Origin of the sequence: Chryseobacterium oranimense (assembly GCF_900129755.1) — a bacterium.
GTDB lineage: Bacteria > Bacteroidota > Bacteroidia > Flavobacteriales > Weeksellaceae > Chryseobacterium > Chryseobacterium oranimense.
Genome location: NZ_FQWT01000002.1, coordinates 391,581 through 406,718 on the forward strand (window position 1 = coordinate 391,581; position 15,138 = coordinate 406,718).

General features: G+C 37.4%; 18 protein-coding genes. 6 read left to right on the plus strand and 12 right to left on the minus strand.

What is annotated here, in order from left to right:
- Window positions 1-193: 193 nt before the first annotated feature.
- The 7 genes from BUB03_RS08305 to rsfS form a co-directional block, all read right to left on the minus strand.
- Window positions 194-523 (minus strand): transposase, encoded by a 330-nt coding sequence (locus BUB03_RS08305; protein WP_073061917.1) that lies wholly within the window; start codon window positions 521-523, stop codon window positions 194-196.
- On the minus strand, window positions 520-933 hold the full coding sequence (locus tag BUB03_RS08310; protein ID WP_073061919.1) for a transposase: 414 nt from the start codon (window positions 931-933) through the stop codon (window positions 520-522). Before BUB03_RS08310 ends, BUB03_RS08305 begins: the two co-directional genes overlap by 4 nt.
- 231 nt (window positions 934-1,164) lie before the next feature.
- The gene (locus tag BUB03_RS08315) at window positions 1,165-1,818 is read right to left on the minus strand and encodes a phosphatidylserine decarboxylase family protein (RefSeq protein WP_073061921.1); all 654 of its coding nucleotides are present in this window, start codon (window positions 1,816-1,818) and stop codon (window positions 1,165-1,167) included.
- A 4-nt stretch (window positions 1,819-1,822) separates the two neighbouring features.
- Window positions 1,823-2,695, minus strand: a complete 873-nt coding sequence (locus BUB03_RS08320; protein WP_073061923.1) for a phosphatidate cytidylyltransferase — start codon at window positions 2,693-2,695, stop codon at window positions 1,823-1,825.
- Window positions 2,696-2,719: 24 nt separating this feature from the next.
- Window positions 2,720-3,301 (minus strand): LUD domain-containing protein, encoded by a 582-nt coding sequence (locus tag BUB03_RS08325; protein WP_040993373.1) that lies wholly within the window; start codon window positions 3,299-3,301, stop codon window positions 2,720-2,722.
- Between the two features lie 134 nt (window positions 3,302-3,435).
- Window positions 3,436-5,451 (minus strand): ATP-dependent zinc metalloprotease FtsH, encoded by a 2,016-nt coding sequence (gene ftsH / locus BUB03_RS08330; RefSeq protein WP_073061924.1) that lies wholly within the window; start codon window positions 5,449-5,451, stop codon window positions 3,436-3,438.
- Window positions 5,452-5,467: 16 nt separating this feature from the next.
- The gene (rsfS, locus tag BUB03_RS08335; RefSeq protein ID WP_040993372.1) at window positions 5,468-5,836 is read right to left on the minus strand and encodes a ribosome silencing factor; all 369 of its coding nucleotides are present in this window, start codon (window positions 5,834-5,836) and stop codon (window positions 5,468-5,470) included.
- An 85-nt stretch (window positions 5,837-5,921) separates the two neighbouring features.
- Between rsfS and BUB03_RS08340 the strand changes: the two genes are divergently transcribed.
- Window positions 5,922-6,638 carry a biotin--[acetyl-CoA-carboxylase] ligase gene (locus tag BUB03_RS08340; RefSeq protein ID WP_073061926.1) on the plus strand — a complete coding sequence of 239 codons (717 nt, stop codon included), beginning with the start codon at window positions 5,922-5,924 and terminating at the stop codon, window positions 6,636-6,638.
- Here the strand turns inward: BUB03_RS08340 and BUB03_RS08345 are convergent.
- Genes BUB03_RS08345 through BUB03_RS08360 form a run of 4 tightly spaced genes read right to left on the minus strand, consistent with a single transcriptional unit; the run spans window position 6,632 to window position 10,029 of the window.
- Window positions 6,632-7,741, minus strand: a complete 1,110-nt coding sequence (locus tag BUB03_RS08345) for an LptF/LptG family permease (protein ID WP_040993882.1) — start codon at window positions 7,739-7,741, stop codon at window positions 6,632-6,634. The two genes, BUB03_RS08340 and BUB03_RS08345, sit on opposite strands and share 7 nt — an antisense overlap.
- A gap of 16 nt (window positions 7,742-7,757) precedes the next feature.
- Window positions 7,758-8,888: a tRNA guanosine(34) transglycosylase Tgt gene (gene tgt / locus BUB03_RS08350; protein ID WP_040993370.1), complete on the minus strand. Its 1,131-nt coding sequence runs from the start codon at window positions 8,886-8,888 to the stop codon at window positions 7,758-7,760.
- Between the two features lie 59 nt (window positions 8,889-8,947).
- Window positions 8,948-9,316 (minus strand): DUF4296 domain-containing protein, encoded by a 369-nt coding sequence (locus BUB03_RS08355; RefSeq protein ID WP_073062716.1) that lies wholly within the window; start codon window positions 9,314-9,316, stop codon window positions 8,948-8,950.
- A complete protein-coding gene (locus BUB03_RS08360; RefSeq protein ID WP_040993369.1) occupies window positions 9,313-10,029 on the minus strand; it encodes a polyprenol monophosphomannose synthase in 717 nt (238 codons plus the stop codon). Before BUB03_RS08360 ends, BUB03_RS08355 begins: the two co-directional genes overlap by 4 nt.
- A gap of 78 nt (window positions 10,030-10,107) precedes the next feature.
- Between BUB03_RS08360 and BUB03_RS08365 the strand changes: the two genes are divergently transcribed.
- The 5 genes from BUB03_RS08365 (at window position 10,108) to BUB03_RS08385 (ending at window position 14,292) form a co-directional block, all read left to right on the plus strand.
- On the plus strand, window positions 10,108-10,776 hold the full coding sequence (locus BUB03_RS08365) for a DUF4271 domain-containing protein (RefSeq protein ID WP_052352551.1): 669 nt from the start codon (window positions 10,108-10,110) through the stop codon (window positions 10,774-10,776).
- A gap of 12 nt (window positions 10,777-10,788) precedes the next feature.
- Window positions 10,789-11,529, plus strand: coding sequence for a uroporphyrinogen-III synthase (locus BUB03_RS08370; RefSeq protein WP_034724052.1), 741 nt, complete (start codon window positions 10,789-10,791; stop codon window positions 11,527-11,529).
- A gap of 166 nt (window positions 11,530-11,695) precedes the next feature.
- Entirely contained in the window at window positions 11,696-13,744 is a 2,049-nt protein-coding gene (locus tag BUB03_RS08375; protein WP_073061928.1) for a S9 family peptidase, read from the plus strand.
- 25 nt (window positions 13,745-13,769) lie between these two features.
- On the plus strand, window positions 13,770-13,958 hold the full coding sequence (locus BUB03_RS08380) for a hypothetical protein (protein ID WP_073061929.1): 189 nt from the start codon (window positions 13,770-13,772) through the stop codon (window positions 13,956-13,958).
- Entirely contained in the window at window positions 13,951-14,292 is a 342-nt protein-coding gene (locus BUB03_RS08385; protein ID WP_040993367.1) for a hypothetical protein, read from the plus strand. Before BUB03_RS08380 ends, BUB03_RS08385 begins: the two co-directional genes overlap by 8 nt.
- 191 nt (window positions 14,293-14,483) lie before the next feature.
- Here BUB03_RS08385 and BUB03_RS08390 read toward each other — a convergent pair whose 3' ends face one another.
- Entirely contained in the window at window positions 14,484-14,966 is a 483-nt protein-coding gene (locus tag BUB03_RS08390) for an SRPBCC family protein (protein ID WP_073061931.1), read from the minus strand.
- Window positions 14,967-15,138 lie beyond the last annotated feature (172 nt).

The following is a 15,138-nucleotide window of genomic DNA, read 5'->3' on the forward strand; positions in this document are numbered from 1 at the left end:
TATCCCTATTAATTGAAAAATATAAACAATTTTATTGCTTTATAAATAAAAAACAAATAAGATTATAAGAAAAAAAATTAAGGTAATAAAGTAAAAAACAACTGTCAATCAGAAGATTATTCTCCCGAAAACAGAGACACAAGAATATTTTCTGGACCAAAAAAAATTCAACCCTAACTGCAAATTGCAGAAATTATATTTTAAATAAACGTTTCCACTTTGAAATGGTGTTGCGGCTCATCTTAAAATGATTGGCCGTTTCCGTATTGTTAAGTTTATTTTTTTTCTGGTATTCAAGGATATTTAATACGGACTTTTGATCGTAGGAACGAAGTTTCTGGTTTCCACACTCCATTGAAAGTTCAGGTTCACCAAAGATCATTCTGTTTAAGGTGATAATATCTATTACAGTGCTGATCCCTTCAATCTTCCGCCTGATCCTGAAATCATCCATTTTTTCCGGGAATTTTTCCTCAATGATATCGGTATATATCTGCTTATAATCCGGTCCCATATCTTTCATGCTTTTTTAATCCATTTATGAAGCGTTGTCTTAGGTATCCTGTATTTCAGAATCACTTCATTCACTGTCATTTCTTTACTGGAGATTTTTTCCAATATAAAATTCTTCACTTCCTCTGTGTATATATTTTTCCTGAAAACAGGCAGATTGCCTTTTTGTTTAGAAGGAGTTCCGGGATTGGCCGGCGGCGCGTAAAGAATCAGATGGGCACTGTATATTCTGAAAAAATTGTATTCCAGCAGCTTGCTCCATCTTAAAAGAAGAAAAGTGTCGATACTGCTTTGAAGATACATATTTTCAATTTCCTCTTCGCTGCATTTCAAAAACTTCTCGATTCTGTCAACAGGCATCTGAAGCTCATTAACCCTTTCATGGATGAGCTTCCCAATATGTATACTTTTTAAATTCATCCTTCATTAGTTTTACCTTTAATAGAAAAATATAACTATTGCTATTGTGTTATCGCAAACAAAATTATCAATACCATTTATATTCTCCCTGTAATGGTATACTCATCACTACGCACGAGTAGTAAAACTCATAGATATCGCGGAGATGAAGTTCATTCAAACTGTCAGCTTCATTAAAACAAAAAAGGAGAAAACTTAATTTCTCCTTTCAATATTTTGATTTGTTTTTTATTAATCTTTCATTCTGGCGATCACATCCAGACCTCCTTTTGTGATATCTCCGATCTTACAGATGATTTCAGTATCTAAAGGCAGAAATACATCCATTCTGGACCCGAACTTAATAAAACCGAACTCATGTCCAGCTTTTGCCTGATCTCCTTCATTACAGTAGAAAACAATCCTTCTGGCTACATATCCTGCAATCTGACGGAAAACTACTTTATGATTGGTTACCGTTTCCACGGCTACCGTAGTTCTTTCGTTTTCTGTAGATGATTTTTCATGCCATGCAACAAGATATTTCCCCGGATGGTATTTTTTATAAATTACCTTTCCTGAAACCGGATATCTGCAGATGTGAACGTTCAGCGGTGACATAAAAATAGACACCTGAATTGCTTTTTCCTTCAAAAATTCAGTCTCATCCACTTCTTTGATCATAACCACTTTCCCGTCTACCGGAGCAATAACATTTTCTCTGTGCTCCAGAATATTACGGTCCGGAACTCTGAAGAACCAAAATACTAAGCTGTAAACCACCAATAATGGCATGATGATCAGTAACGACCACATTTTAAGAAAATAGATAGCCAACACACTTATGATGATAAACAGTATTGTTGCTACCGTAATCGTTCCTTTCGATTCTCTGTGTAGTTTCATGAGATTAAATAAATTTTTCTAAAATAAAGTACAAATATACGACAGGAACGCAGATTAAAAAACTGTCCAGTCTGTCCAGCACTCCTCCATGCCCCGGAATGATGTTTCCGCTGTCTTTTACCCCGAAATTTCTTTTCAACTGACTTTCCACAAGATCACCCAACGGAGCAAAAGCTGCAACAAGGAAACCTACTACCATCCAGTTCCCGCGAAGTTCAGGCTGATAATGCTCTACAAAATAGGATAAAACCAAGGTTAAGACAACGCCCCCGGCATACCCTTCCCAGGTTTTCTTTGGAGAGATTTTTGGGGCCATTTTATGTTTTCCGAAAAATTTTCCGGTAAGGTAGGCAAAAGTATCACTGCTCCATATCAGGATAAACAGGAAAAGAACTTCCAGCGAGAAGGTACCGTCATAACTGGAAAACTTAGGCAATCCTAATGCAAAGCTGAAAGGTAATGCCACATAGATTACTGTGAAGATCAGTTTTCCACTGTCGTAATATAGCTCGTTGGGATATTTGAATAAAGTAACTACTGCAATAACAATAAGAGAGATTGCCAGTATCTCATTCAGCCTGAAATCGAAAAAGAAGTCATGGTTGAAATATCTTTTGGAAAAAACATAATAAATAAAAACTACGAGCGGAAGTACAATCCATTTTTCGTAGCCTTTGCCGAATTTCATAATCTTAATGCATTCCCATGTACCTACCAGCAACAAAAGACTTATCAGTCCGTAATACAGGTATTCCTGCCTGATAAGTCCCGGATGGATCTTGTTGATGAGCTCGGCTCCCAGCGGTGTTGTGCAAAGAATGATAACGGCAACGTAAACAAGTCCGGAAATGGTTCTTTGAATAAGGTTTTTGTCCAAAATGTAAAATTTATAAGTTGATGCTTAATCTTCAAGCAGCAATAAAAACAGTTTTGTATTGGTGTGGGAAGAAGTATCTAAACTTGACTGTCCCCCACTGATGGAAGTAAGGTTTTTAATATTCCCGTTTCTTTTTATTTTCCCCATTGCATCATTGAGGTTATTCACGATTTGTGATACATTGGCCATGATAATGATTTTCCCGGGCAGCCTTGAAGAATGATAATGCAGGATATTATTGTGCGAAAGCATGATTCTGCCGTCATAGGCAATAAGATATTCACAGGTAATAAAAGCTGCATCATTGGAAGTCTCCATTTCTGAAGTAAACGGAGTTTTTACAACGTTCAAAAAGCTTTGAAGTTCTTTATCCCAGCAGAAAACATTGGTGATTCCTTCAATCTTGATAATCTGATTCAAAGTCTGCAGAGCTTCCGCCTCATCGGCACAATAATTAAAAAATCCTCCTGAATGCGTAAACAATTGCGCAAACTTATAGTCAAGATCCGCATTTTTCAGCGAATCCCCGAGCTTCTCCAGACTCTGTTTTTCCTCTTCCTCAGGCTGGTTGGTAAGTTTGCTTACAATCTTCTTGAATAAATTCAACTTAAATTATTTTTAGTCAACTTTATACAAAAATAGAAATAAATTATAATAGATTCTAAAAAACTGCCTTTAAATATGAAAAAACCTGACAATTCTAAGACTGTCAGGTTTTTTTAATATGTTTTGGAAGTATTTTAAAGCTGAGTCGGGCTTTCCGGAGCCTGAATTTCACTGCCTTCTTCCTTGTCTTTAATAATGATCTGCTCCTCCGGTTCTTTTGCCGTAGCAATAGTACTGGTAACAGGTCTTTCTGTTAATTCGGGATCCCACGCTCTTTTACCGAAGATATCCTCAAGGTCTTCACGGAAGATCACTTCTTTTTCCAGAAGCTTATTCGCTAAAGCATCAAGCTTATCTTTATTCTCAGTAAGGATCTGAACGGCTCTTTCATATTGATTTTCGATGATCGATTTGATCTCTGCATCAATTTTCGTAGCAGTTTCTTCAGAATAAGGTTTCCCGAAAGAATACTCAGACTGTCCTGAACTGTCATAGTAAGAAATGTTTCCGATATTCGGGCTTAATCCGTACACTGTAACCATAGCCTGAGCTCTTTTTGTTACAGATTCAAGATCAGATAATGCACCTGTTGAAATATTGTTGAATATCACCTGCTCTGCTGCTCTACCTCCCAGGGTTGCACATAACTCATCCAGCATTTGCTCAGTAGTGGTAAGCTGTCTTTCCTCCGGAAGATACCAGGCTGCCCCTAAAGAACGTCCTCTCGGAACAATCGTTACTTTTAAAAGTGGTGCCGCATGTTCTACCAGCCATGAGATAGTGGCATGTCCTGCTTCATGATAAGCTACTCTCCTCTTCTCAGAAGGCTTGATCGCCATATTTTTCTTTTCAAGACCTCCGATGATTCTGTCTACAGCATCAAGGAAATCCTGTTTTGTTACTGAAGTATGACTGTTTCTTGCTGCAATAAGCGCTGCTTCATTACATACATTGGCAATATCTGCTCCACTGAATCCAGGCGTTTGTTTCGCAAGGAAATCTCTGTCTACATTTTCATCCAGCTTGATTTTCTTCAGGTGAACATCAAATATTTCTCTTCTTTCATGCAGTTCCGGAAGATCTACGTAGATGGAACGGTCAAAACGTCCGGCTCTCATTAAAGCTTTATCTAAGATATCAGCTCTGTTGGTAGCAGCCATTACAATGACGTTAACGTCTGTTCCAAAACCATCCATTTCTGTAAGAAGCTGGTTAAGGGTATTTTCTCTTTCGTCGTTTCCGCCTGAGAAGTTGTTTTTTCCCCTTGCACGTCCGATAGCGTCAATCTCATCGATAAAGATAATAGCCGGAGATTTGGCTTTTGCCTGGGCAAAAAGGTCTCTAACTCTTGATGCACCTACTCCAACGAACATTTCAACGAAATCTGAACCTGAAAGTGAGAAGAATGGTACTTTGGCTTCCCCTGCAACAGCCTTCGCCAATAAGGTTTTACCGGTTCCCGGAGGGCCTACCAACAGTACACCTTTAGGGATCTTACCTCCCAGTTTCGTATATTTTTCTGAGTTTTTAAGGAAATCTACTACTTCCTGTACCTCTTCTTTAGCTCCTTCAAGACCTGCAACATCTTTAAATGTCACCTGAATTCTTTCTTTTTCGTCAAAAAGCTTTGCCTTAGATTTTCCGATAGAGAAGATCTGTCCGCCAGGGCCTCCGCCTCCACCCATCTTTCTGAAAAGAAGGAAGTAGAAAAGTCCTAAAATCGCGATCCATATCAATGCCGAAACCAAAATATCCATGAATGGATTTTTACCAGCTCCGTAATCTTTTGTCGTCGTGATTTTAGCATCTGCTGCTTTTATCTGATCAAATTTCTGAAGGAAAAGCTGAAGGTCTCCGTATTTTACAGAAAAATCTGCTTTTGGAGCCATATCGAATGCAGAAAGAGGATTATTCTGATTGGCCGATTTATTAACCATTGCCGTCTTTGCTGCTTTTGTCAGGAAAACATCTGCTTTCTCTGTGTCTTTGTATATGATAACGTTTTGGACCTTTCCTGCCTGCATTTCCCTAAAGAAAGCATCCTCATCAATAGATTTTGCACTGTCGCCTCCTAAAAAATTGGAACCGAAAAATAACAAAAGAGCCACGATTGCAATTGGAAAAAACCAGTTGAATCCTTTATTGTTCATTTATACTTTTTAAAATTTAAAATTCATTTTCTATTTTGGTAATGGCTGCATCTCCCCAAAGTTCTTCAATATCGTAATATTCACGTATTTCTTTCTGGAAAATATGCACCACTACTGTTACATAATCTACCAAAACCCACATGGAGTTTTCGGTACCCTCTACATGCCAAGGTCTATCTTTAAGATCGTTTCTTACTTTTTTCTCTACACTTCCTGCCAATGCAGAAACCTGCGTATTTGAGTTTCCGCTACAAATTATAAAAGTTTCCGCTACAGAATTTTCAATTTTCGAAAGATCGAAAATCATAATATCTTCTCCTTTTACATCCTGGATGGCTTCAACAATTTTATCTATTAGTGCCTGCTTTTCTGCTGTTTTATTCATTAAAATATCTATAATCTGCAAATTTATTGTTTTTCTTTTACTTTAGCCTTACTTTTAGCCCTTTAAAGTCTTAAAGTTTTCTTAAATGGGTCAATTATTTTATTTAAAAGAGTGTTCTTCTACTAATGACGAAATATCACGGTTTTTACTTTACGGCGATTCAGATTTTATAGCTTTACATACGTTTAATCAAACTAAAGGCCGCGGACAATACGGCAACACATGGGCAGCGGCGACCGGAAAAAATGTAGCATATACCCTGGCTGTAAAGGCTGAAAACGTTCTGCTCTCAGATTTTATATTCAATTACTATACCGCAGTGGTTATCCGGGATTTCCTTGCCAATTTGACTGATCATGATGTAAAAATAAAATGGCCGAACGACATTATCCTTAAAAATAAAAAAATCGTCGGAATTCTGATTGAAAAGAAAAAAATTAATCAAAGTAATTATTTTATCATAGGTGCAGGCTTCAATGTCCTGCAGGACCATTTTGAGGAAATATCACAAGCAGGATCACTCCTGACGCAGACCGGACAGGTTTATGACCTTGATGAATTTGTACTGAATCTTCATGAATATTTATCAGAAAAACTGAAAAATATTCCTTCTGAACAAGAAATTATCGACCTGTTCAACCTGAATTTATACCGTAAAAATGAGATCTCCGTCTTCGAAATTCAAAAAGAGAGACAAAATGGCATCATCCGTAATGCAGACGAAAAGGGCGAACTTTGGGTAGAACTTGAGAAAGACGGTTTAAAATCTTTCTATCATAAAGAAATCAAACTTCTTTACTGATTGGCTCTTTTCAGATAAAGATACAGGGTAAGCGGGAAGAAAACCATATTGGGCAGCCACATCGCAACAGCAGGCGACAAGCTTTTGTTTTCCGAAACTACTTTCAAAGCTTCAAACGAGAAAACAAATACAAAGGCAAGGGAAATTCCTATAGCAAGATTGACACCAAGCCCTCCTCTTTTTTTCTGGGAAGCCAGAGAAAGCGCAAGAAACGTAAGGATAATAATAGAAACAGGCATGGATGTTCTCTGGTGAAACTCGTTAAGATAGGAGTTCAGGTTGCTGTTTCCTTTTTCTTTCTCTCTTTCGATAAATTTTATAAGTTCAGGTGTGGTTTTATTCTGCCCGAGAAGCTCATTCGGGAACAGTTCTTCAGGGGAATGCCCGTAGCTCTTCCTGATTTCAACACCATTGCCTAGTTTTTCAGTATTATCTTTATTGATGGTCTTTTCCAGATAATTGGTAAGAATGAACTGTTTTTTTGCTTTATCCCAATATACTTCTGATGACTTGAGTTCATAAGTCATTTTCCTGGTCTTATCAAATTTCTGATACACAAAGCCTGAACCTCTGGTTTCCCTTTTATTCCAGGAGTTTACGAAAATGTATTCCATTTTGCTCAGCTGGGCAGATGCAGGACCTGTTCCCAGGATCTTCTCTTTATTGGCAGCATTATAGGTATAGGCTTCCAATTCATTTTTCTTGATATTGGCCCATGGAAGCACCATATGGTTGACTAAAAGTGATATCAGGGCGATAAAAAGAGAAGTATACAGGTAAGGCTTTGCAAACCTGTGAAAGCTGGCTCCACTGCTGATTACAGCAACAATTTCTGTATTATTTGCCATTCTGGAGGTGAAATAAATCACGGAAATAAATACCAGGATGGAAAGGAAGGTCACCACAAGATTGATGATCCAGTAAGGATAGAAGTTGATCAGGAAGTACATTAAATCCAGCTTGGGATCCAGAGCTTTTGCGTTTTCTATCCTTGGGATTTTCTGCTGCACATCGATCACCAATACAACAATAGACAGCAATATCAGCATGAAACTGAAGGTTCCAAGGTATTTTTTAATGATATATCTGTCTATAATTTTAATCATGATCTATTTCTGTTTAAAGTCTTTGTCTCAGGACAGGCACTACAGATTTTTTCCATTCATAAAAGTCTCCGGCTACAATATGCTCTCTTGCCACTTTCACAAGATCTAAATAAAATGCGAGGTTATGAACGGATGCAATCTGCTTGGCAAGATATTCTTTTGACACAAATAAATGGCGCAGATATGCTTTTGAATACTCTCTGTCTACATAACTTGTTCCAAACTCATCCAGAGGGGAAAAGTCACGCTTCCATTTTTCATTTTTAAGGTTCATCACCCCCTGCCATGTGAAAAGCATTGCATTTCTTGCATTTCGGGTTGGCATTACACAGTCCATCATATCAATTCCAAGACCGATGGATTCAAGGATATTCCAGGGCGTTCCTACTCCCATCAGGTATCTTGGTTTGTCTTTTGGAAGAATATCCGTTACCTCATCGGTAATTCTATACATTTCTTCTTCCGGTTCGCCTACAGAAAGTCCTCCGATGGCATTTCCTTCTGCCCCGGCTTCAGAAATTACTTCAGCTGAGATTTTTCGCAGATCCGAATAGGTAGAACCCTGAACAATCGGGAATAGTCTTTGCTTATGACCGTAAATCTCTTTGTTTTCTTCTGTCCAGTCAATACATCTTTTCAGCCAGCGGTGGGTAAGCTCCATGGATGATTTGGCCTGGTTATATTCGCAAGGGTAAGGGGTACATTCATCGAAAGCCATGAAAATATCTGCTCCGATCTGTCTCTGGATCTCCATAGATTTTTCCGGAGTAAACATATGATAGCTTCCGTCGATGTGGGACTTGAATTTTACTCCTTCTTCGGACATTTTTCTGCTTTTGGAAAGCGAAAACACCTGGAAACCTCCTGAATCGGTAAGAATCGGCAGATCCCAGTTCATAAATTTGTGCAGTCCTCCCGCTTCCTGCATAATATCCATGGTAGGACGAAGATACAGGTGATAGGTATTCCCCAGGATAATCTGGGCTTTAATGTCTTCTTTTAATTCTCTCTGATGAACGGTTTTTACACTCGCCACAGTTCCTACAGGCATAAAGATAGGAGTCTGAATCTTACCGTGGTCCGTAGTGAGCTCTCCTGCTCGTGCTTTTCCCTCAGAGGTTTTTTCTATATTAAAAAATTTCATTCGTATATTCTTTTATTTCAACGGCGCTGTACCGGACAGAGCTCGTTTCCGCATCATTGTTATCTGTTGAAAACGGGTGTGCTTCCGTTTTTTTTCAGTTTATCCTGGATATATTGATCTGCTTTCGGATCTTTTTTCACTACTATTTTCTGTGCATCCTCCGCAATATCCTTCATTTTGTCTTTAATGACATAATATTTAAAACTTTCTATAAAATCCTGCGATTTTATATTGTGTGCTTTGAGTACAAATCTTGTTCCTGCTTCTAGATTTTTGTTCGGGTATACAATAACCGCCTGATCCGTTATAGAAAGATCGGCCAGGATTTCGGCCATCTTATCGGGCTCGATCAGGTTTTTGGGCTTGTCGATATAGTCGCCGCATGAGAACATGCACAGCATAACGAAAATGAAGATCAGCTTTTTCATAATCTGTTGATTATTGATTTCCATTTTAAATTTAAAACTCCAAACACGGCTTCATGAATAATGCCCCCGTTCATTTTGCTCTCTCCTAAAATTCTGTTGGTAAATATAATAGGAACTTCCACAATTTTAAAACCTTTTTTAAAGGCACGGAATTTCATTTCAATCTGGAAACCGTAACCTTTCAGTTTTACATTATCTAATCCTATTTCTTCTAAAACTTTCCTGGAAAAACAGACAAATCCTGCCGTGGTATCATGAATGGGAAGTCCCAGAATAAACCGGACATATTTGGAGGCAAAATAAGACAGCAATACCCGTCCCATAGGCCAGTTCACCACATTTACGCCTTTAGAATAACGAGATCCGATCGCCATATCCGCATTCAAGCAGGCTTCAAAAAGCTTAGGCAGATCATTCGGGTTATGTGAAAAATCGGCATCCATTTCAAAAATATAGTCATATTTGTTCTCGATGGCCCATTTAAAACCATGAATATAGGCTTTTCCCAAACCGTCTTTCACATGTCTCACCGAAAGATGAAGATGATGAGGAAACTTTTTTTGCAGCTCCCTTACGATATCAGCTGTTCCATCCGGAGAAGAATCATCCACAACTAAAATATGAAAGTCGTCCTCCAATGCAAAAACCGCGGAAATAATATTTTCAATATTTTCCTTTTCGTTATAGGTAGGGATAATGACGAGTTTTTTCATTTCAGTTTGCAAAGATAGTTTATTTAACCTTTTTATTTTATACAAAATAATCTATAATTTTGCAAAAAAATATTCCTTTTGCTGTTATCACAAAATTTCATAAACCATGTAAGGATACCTGAGAATAATGACTGGGTAATCTTTATTTTGATAGGATGCATATTCTTATATGTTTTCATGATGAACATTATCGAAAGAGATGCCAGCCTGAAAGATTTTCTGCTTCAGAAATATTTTGATGCCAGCAATAACCTTCCGAGCTGGATGATCACTTCTTGTGTAACCGCGCTTACTTTATCTGCCTTACTTTCACAATACATTCCTATAGTCCCAAAATATATAAATGATTTGCATATTTTCGGATATCAGCTAAATAAATTCGGATATACTTTACTGGCGGTTATATTTTTTTATGGCTCAAAATCGGCATTGGGGTTTTTATTTTACCAAAGTATAGGTGACGGCAGAAAATGGCCTGTTTTTTATTTTACCTCCACAAAATTTTACTTTATTTTATCATTTTTACTGATAATTTTGTGTGTAACCCACTATTATTTCCCCGTAGACAGAAATAAAATATTTTTATACTATTTCGGATTCTTTGCATTTGTCGCGGTTTTTAAGATTTTCTTCTATTTGTTTCACAAAAACAACATACTTCCCGAAAAATGGTATTATAAATTTTTGTATATTTGCACCCTCCAAATCGCACCTTTATTGCTGCTTTGGAAGTTGTTATTTTTTTAATAAAAGTCAATGATGAGAATAAAGTCTATATTGGTTTCTCAACCAGCGCCTAGTGAGTCTTCTCCATATCTGGATATAGCAAAGAAGGAAAAAATAAAGATTGATTTCCGTCCTTTCATCCACGTCGAAGGAGTTGACAACAAAGAACTCAGAACTCAGAAGATAGATCTGACGCAGTTTACCGGGATTATTTTCACCAGCAAAAATGCGATAGACCATTACTTCAGACTTGCCGAAGAACTGCGTTTTGCCGTTCCGGATACGATGAGATACATCTGCCAGTCTGAGGCGATTGCCAACTATCTTCAGAAACATATTGTTTATAGAAAGAGAAAGATCAGCTTTGGGGAGAAAAACTTCTCGGACCTTCTGCCTCTGTTTAAAAAATTCCCGACTGAAAAATACCTTCTGCCATCTTCAGATGTCTTAAGCCCGGATATTGTGAAAACAATGGAAACGGCCAATGTAGACTGGACAAGAGCAATCATGTACAGAACGGTATGCAGCGATCTTACGGATATCAATGCCAAGGATTATGATATGCTGATCTTTTTCAGCCCGCAGGGAATCAAATCTCTTCAGCAGAACTTTCCGGACTTCAAACAAGAGGAAACAAAAATCGGTGTTTTCGGAAATACGACTTTAGCTGCAGCGGAAGAAGCAGGCTTAAAGGTAGATCTTATGGCTCCTACAAAGGAAACCCCATCGATGACTATGGCCCTTGAAAAGTACATTAAAGCACTTCATAAATAGTCTTTACTATCAAGATAAAAACAGCCGTCTTTTCAATACAGGGAAGATGGCTTTTTTTTAACTAAATTTGAACAAAAATTAATATTGAATAAATACCATCAATAATTCTCAAAAAAAGAAAAAACTGAAAGGTATATCCACCAAGCCCATAAATTAAAATATTTAAATGAAAGCTCCACAGGCAAAAAAAATAGAAAAAATACTGGAAATACACGGCGATAGAAGAATTGACAATTATTTCTGGCTTAATGAAAGAGAAAATCCTGAAGTCATAAAATACCTTGAAGAGGAGAATGCCTACGAAGAGCATATGATGAAAGATACGGAAGCTTTTCAGGAAGAGCTTTTCGAAGAAATGAAAGCCCGTTATAAAAAAGACGATGAATCTCTTCCTTATTTCTTTAACGGATACTGGTACATTGTACGCTATGAAGAAGGAAAAGAATATCCGATCTTCTGCAGAAAGCATAAAAGTCTGGACAATTCCGAAGAAATTATCGTTGACGTTAATATTTTAGCGGAAGGCGAAACTTATTTTGAAGTAGGAAGTGTTGCCGTTTCTCCGGATAATAAGCTGGTTTCTTTTTCTTCAGACAATATAAGCCGCAGAATCTATACCATTAATTTTAAAAATCTTGTAACCGGAGAAATTTTCCCGGACCAGATTCACAATACTACAGGAAAAGCTGTCTGGGCAAATGACAATGAACACGTTTTCTACATCAGAAAAGATGAAAGCCTGCGCGCTTTTCAGGTTTATCGTCATAAACTGGGCACTGATTCCGCAGATGACGTTCTGATTTTTCATGAAGAAGATGATACTTTTGATGTGAATGTTTTCAAAACAAAGTCGATGGAGTACATCTTCATTGCAAGCTCAAGCACTATTTCGGATGAGCACAGATTCATTCCTGCAGACAATGTTTTTGCAGAGTGGAAAATAATTCAGCCCCGAATAGATGATCTGGAATATTCGGTAGAACATTTCGAAGATGAATTCTACATTATCACCAATGCAGATGGTGCGACCAATTTCAAGATCGTAAAGACCAAAATCAACAACTGCGGAATGGAAAACTGGGTAGACGTTATTCCGCACCGCGCTGAAGTTCTCCTGGAAGGCTTTGAAATTTTCAGAGATTATCTTGTCCTTGAGGAAAGAGAAGAAGGGCTTCTGCAGATCAAAATCATTGATGAGAAAACCCAGGAAGCCTACTACCTTCCTTTTTCTGATCCTACCTATACAGCTTACATAGGAATCAATATGGAGTTTGATACGGAAGTCCTTCGTTATGGCTATACATCGCTGACACAGCCAAGCTCCACGTATGAATATAACATGAAGGAGAAAACCTCTCAGCTTCTGAAACAACAGGAAGTGCTTGGAGGAAAATTCTTGCCTGAGAATTATATTTCCGAAAGGATCTGGGCCGAATCCAGAGATGGGGAGACAAGAATTCCTATTTCCCTGGTTTATCATAAAGATACCAAGAAATCTGCAGATACTCCATTGCTTTTATATGGTTACGGAAGTTATGGACATACCGTGGATGCAAGTTTTTCCAATGTAAGACTTTCCATTCTAGACAGAGGATTCATTTATGCTATTGCTCACATCCGTGGTGGAGAATACCTGGGAAGAGAATGGTATGAGGACGGAAAAATGCTTTATAAGAAAAACACTTTCTTTGATTTTATTGATGCCGGAAAGCATTTAATTAAGGAAAACTACACATCTTCACAACATATGTATGCGATGGGTGGAAGTGCCGGCGGACTTCTTGTGGGAGCTGTGGTTAATTATGAACCAAAGCTTTTTAACGGAATTGTAGCACAGGTTCCTTTTGTAGATGTGGTGACCACAATGCTGGATGAAACCATTCCGTTGACAACCGGTGAATATGATGAATGGGGAAACCCGAATGACAAGGAATATTATCAGTACATGAAAGAATATTCTCCCTATGACAATGTAGAAGCGAAAGATTATCCTCATATGCTGATCACAACAGGTCTTCATGATTCCCAGGTACAATACTGGGAACCTGCAAAATGGACTGCAAAACTGAGAGAGCTGAAAACAGATAACAATCTTTTATTATTCAAAACGGATATGAGCTCAGGCCACGGCGGGGCCAGCGGAAGATTTGAATCCCTGAAAGAAGATGCGCTGGAATATGCGTTTCTTTTAATGATTGACAAAAAAATAAATTAATTTTCTGCTTTAAAAACACAAAACCATGTTACTATTAAGTTTCCTTGCAATAACCATTATTTATTATCTGATACAGAAAGATAAGATCCGAAGAGCAGAAAAACGGGAACTTTTTAAAGAAAAGCAGGAAGAGAAACTTCAGCAGCTTCTTAAAAAAGCAAGAGAAGAAGATGCAAAAAAGCTGAAGATAATAAATGACAAATATTATGAATGAGTCCGAATACTGGCAAAAAATAGAACAGTTCTTTATAGAAAATTTTGACACCGAAAAAAATGCACCCATTGAAACCTATTTGTTTTTAATAGGTCTTCAGGAGCTGGGAAGCGGTCAGCAGAAATATACGAAAGATGATAAGGTGAATTTAATCCATATCGCGGTTTGCAGACTGCTGGAACCTTTTGGATATTATAAATTCACCCATTATGATGATGACGGATATCCACATTTTGACAAACTGGAAGAGCTTCCGGAACTAAAGCCAAACGAACAGTCTCTTCTGATGAAAAAAGCAATTATCCAGTATTTTCAGGAAGAAGATCTTATTTGATAAGGTTAAATCAATTTTAGAATTTGAAAATGAGCTAATTTGAAAATTGGGTGACGGTTATTTATTAAATGAATTTCTTAATTCCGAAAGCAAAAAGACAGATTAATCTGCCTTATAAATTTCTAAAGAATACTATGATTTGAACCAAGCACAAAGCCGTTCTCAAATTAACTCATTTTCAAATTCTCAAATTAAATAACTTCTTCAAGCTGTGTCAGACCCATTTTAAATCCCTCTTCAAATCCCATTTCCAGCTGTTGCTTCATAGCTTCAGATGTTGGAAAGTGAATATTGATCGTCACTTTTGTACCTTCTTCCACTCCTGTGAATCCGAACAGCCATTTAGACTGTGCAAAATCTTCATTGATGTTTCCGTTTTCGTCACAGAAAGCATCTACTCCATCAAAGCTCCGGTGCTCCATAATTTCACCGTAATTTACTTTTGCATAATGCCTTTCCCCTTCCGGACCAACCATTGAATACAGCCAGGTTCCTCCATCTTTGAAGTCCTGTGTTTTGGTTTCACATTTCCAGGGTTTCGGAGCCCACCATTGATCCAATAATTCGGATTTGGTAAAATAATCCCATACTTTTGAAACATCAGCATCATATATTTTCATGACATATACGCTGTTCGAATCAAAATCTTTGTTAAAAATGATATCAGATTCCATAAATAATTATTTTTATTAAAGCTAGGTATTTAAACGTTTACAGGACTTTCCATAGGACAAGTTATTTTAAATTCATAAATAATTGTTAAAAAACTCCCTTTTAAGAAAAATTATACAATTTTTTGGCTCGTTTTTTGTTTATGAAGTCTTAAAATAATTAATTTTAACATTC

What these genes read in the sequence shown, in the direction of transcription:
- BUB03_RS08340 (WP_073061926.1), top strand. Translation starts at nt 5,922, where the DNA reads ATGGGTCAATTATTTTATTTAAAAGAGTGTTCTTCTACTAATGACGAA.
- BUB03_RS08370 (WP_034724052.1), top strand. Translation starts at nt 10,789, where the DNA reads ATGAGAATAAAGTCTATATTGGTTTCTCAACCAGCGCCTAGTGAGTCT.
- BUB03_RS08375 (WP_073061928.1), top strand. Translation starts at nt 11,696, where the DNA reads ATGAAAGCTCCACAGGCAAAAAAAATAGAAAAAATACTGGAAATACAC.
- BUB03_RS08305 (WP_073061917.1), bottom strand. Translation starts at nt 523, where the DNA reads ATGAAAGATATGGGACCGGATTATAAGCAGATATATACCGATATCATT.
- BUB03_RS08360 (WP_040993369.1), bottom strand. Translation starts at nt 10,029, where the DNA reads ATGAAAAAACTCGTCATTATCCCTACCTATAACGAAAAGGAAAATATT.
- BUB03_RS08355 (WP_073062716.1), bottom strand. Translation starts at nt 9,316, where the DNA reads ATGAAAAAGCTGATCTTCATTTTCGTTATGCTGTGCATGTTCTCATGC.
- tgt (WP_040993370.1), bottom strand. Translation starts at nt 8,888, where the DNA reads ATGAAATTTTTTAATATAGAAAAAACCTCTGAGGGAAAAGCACGAGCA.
- BUB03_RS08390 (WP_073061931.1), bottom strand. Translation starts at nt 14,966, where the DNA reads ATGGAATCTGATATCATTTTTAACAAAGATTTTGATTCGAACAGCGTA.
- BUB03_RS08315 (WP_073061921.1), bottom strand. Translation starts at nt 1,818, where the DNA reads ATGAAACTACACAGAGAATCGAAAGGAACGATTACGGTAGCAACAATA.
- ftsH (WP_073061924.1), bottom strand. Translation starts at nt 5,451, where the DNA reads ATGAACAATAAAGGATTCAACTGGTTTTTTCCAATTGCAATCGTGGCT.
- rsfS (WP_040993372.1), bottom strand. Translation starts at nt 5,836, where the DNA reads ATGAATAAAACAGCAGAAAAGCAGGCACTAATAGATAAAATTGTTGAA.
- BUB03_RS08310 (WP_073061919.1), bottom strand. Translation starts at nt 933, where the DNA reads ATGAATTTAAAAAGTATACATATTGGGAAGCTCATCCATGAAAGGGTT.
- BUB03_RS08385 (WP_040993367.1), top strand. Translation starts at nt 13,951, where the DNA reads ATGAATGAGTCCGAATACTGGCAAAAAATAGAACAGTTCTTTATAGAA.
- BUB03_RS08380 (WP_073061929.1), top strand. Translation starts at nt 13,770, where the DNA reads ATGTTACTATTAAGTTTCCTTGCAATAACCATTATTTATTATCTGATA.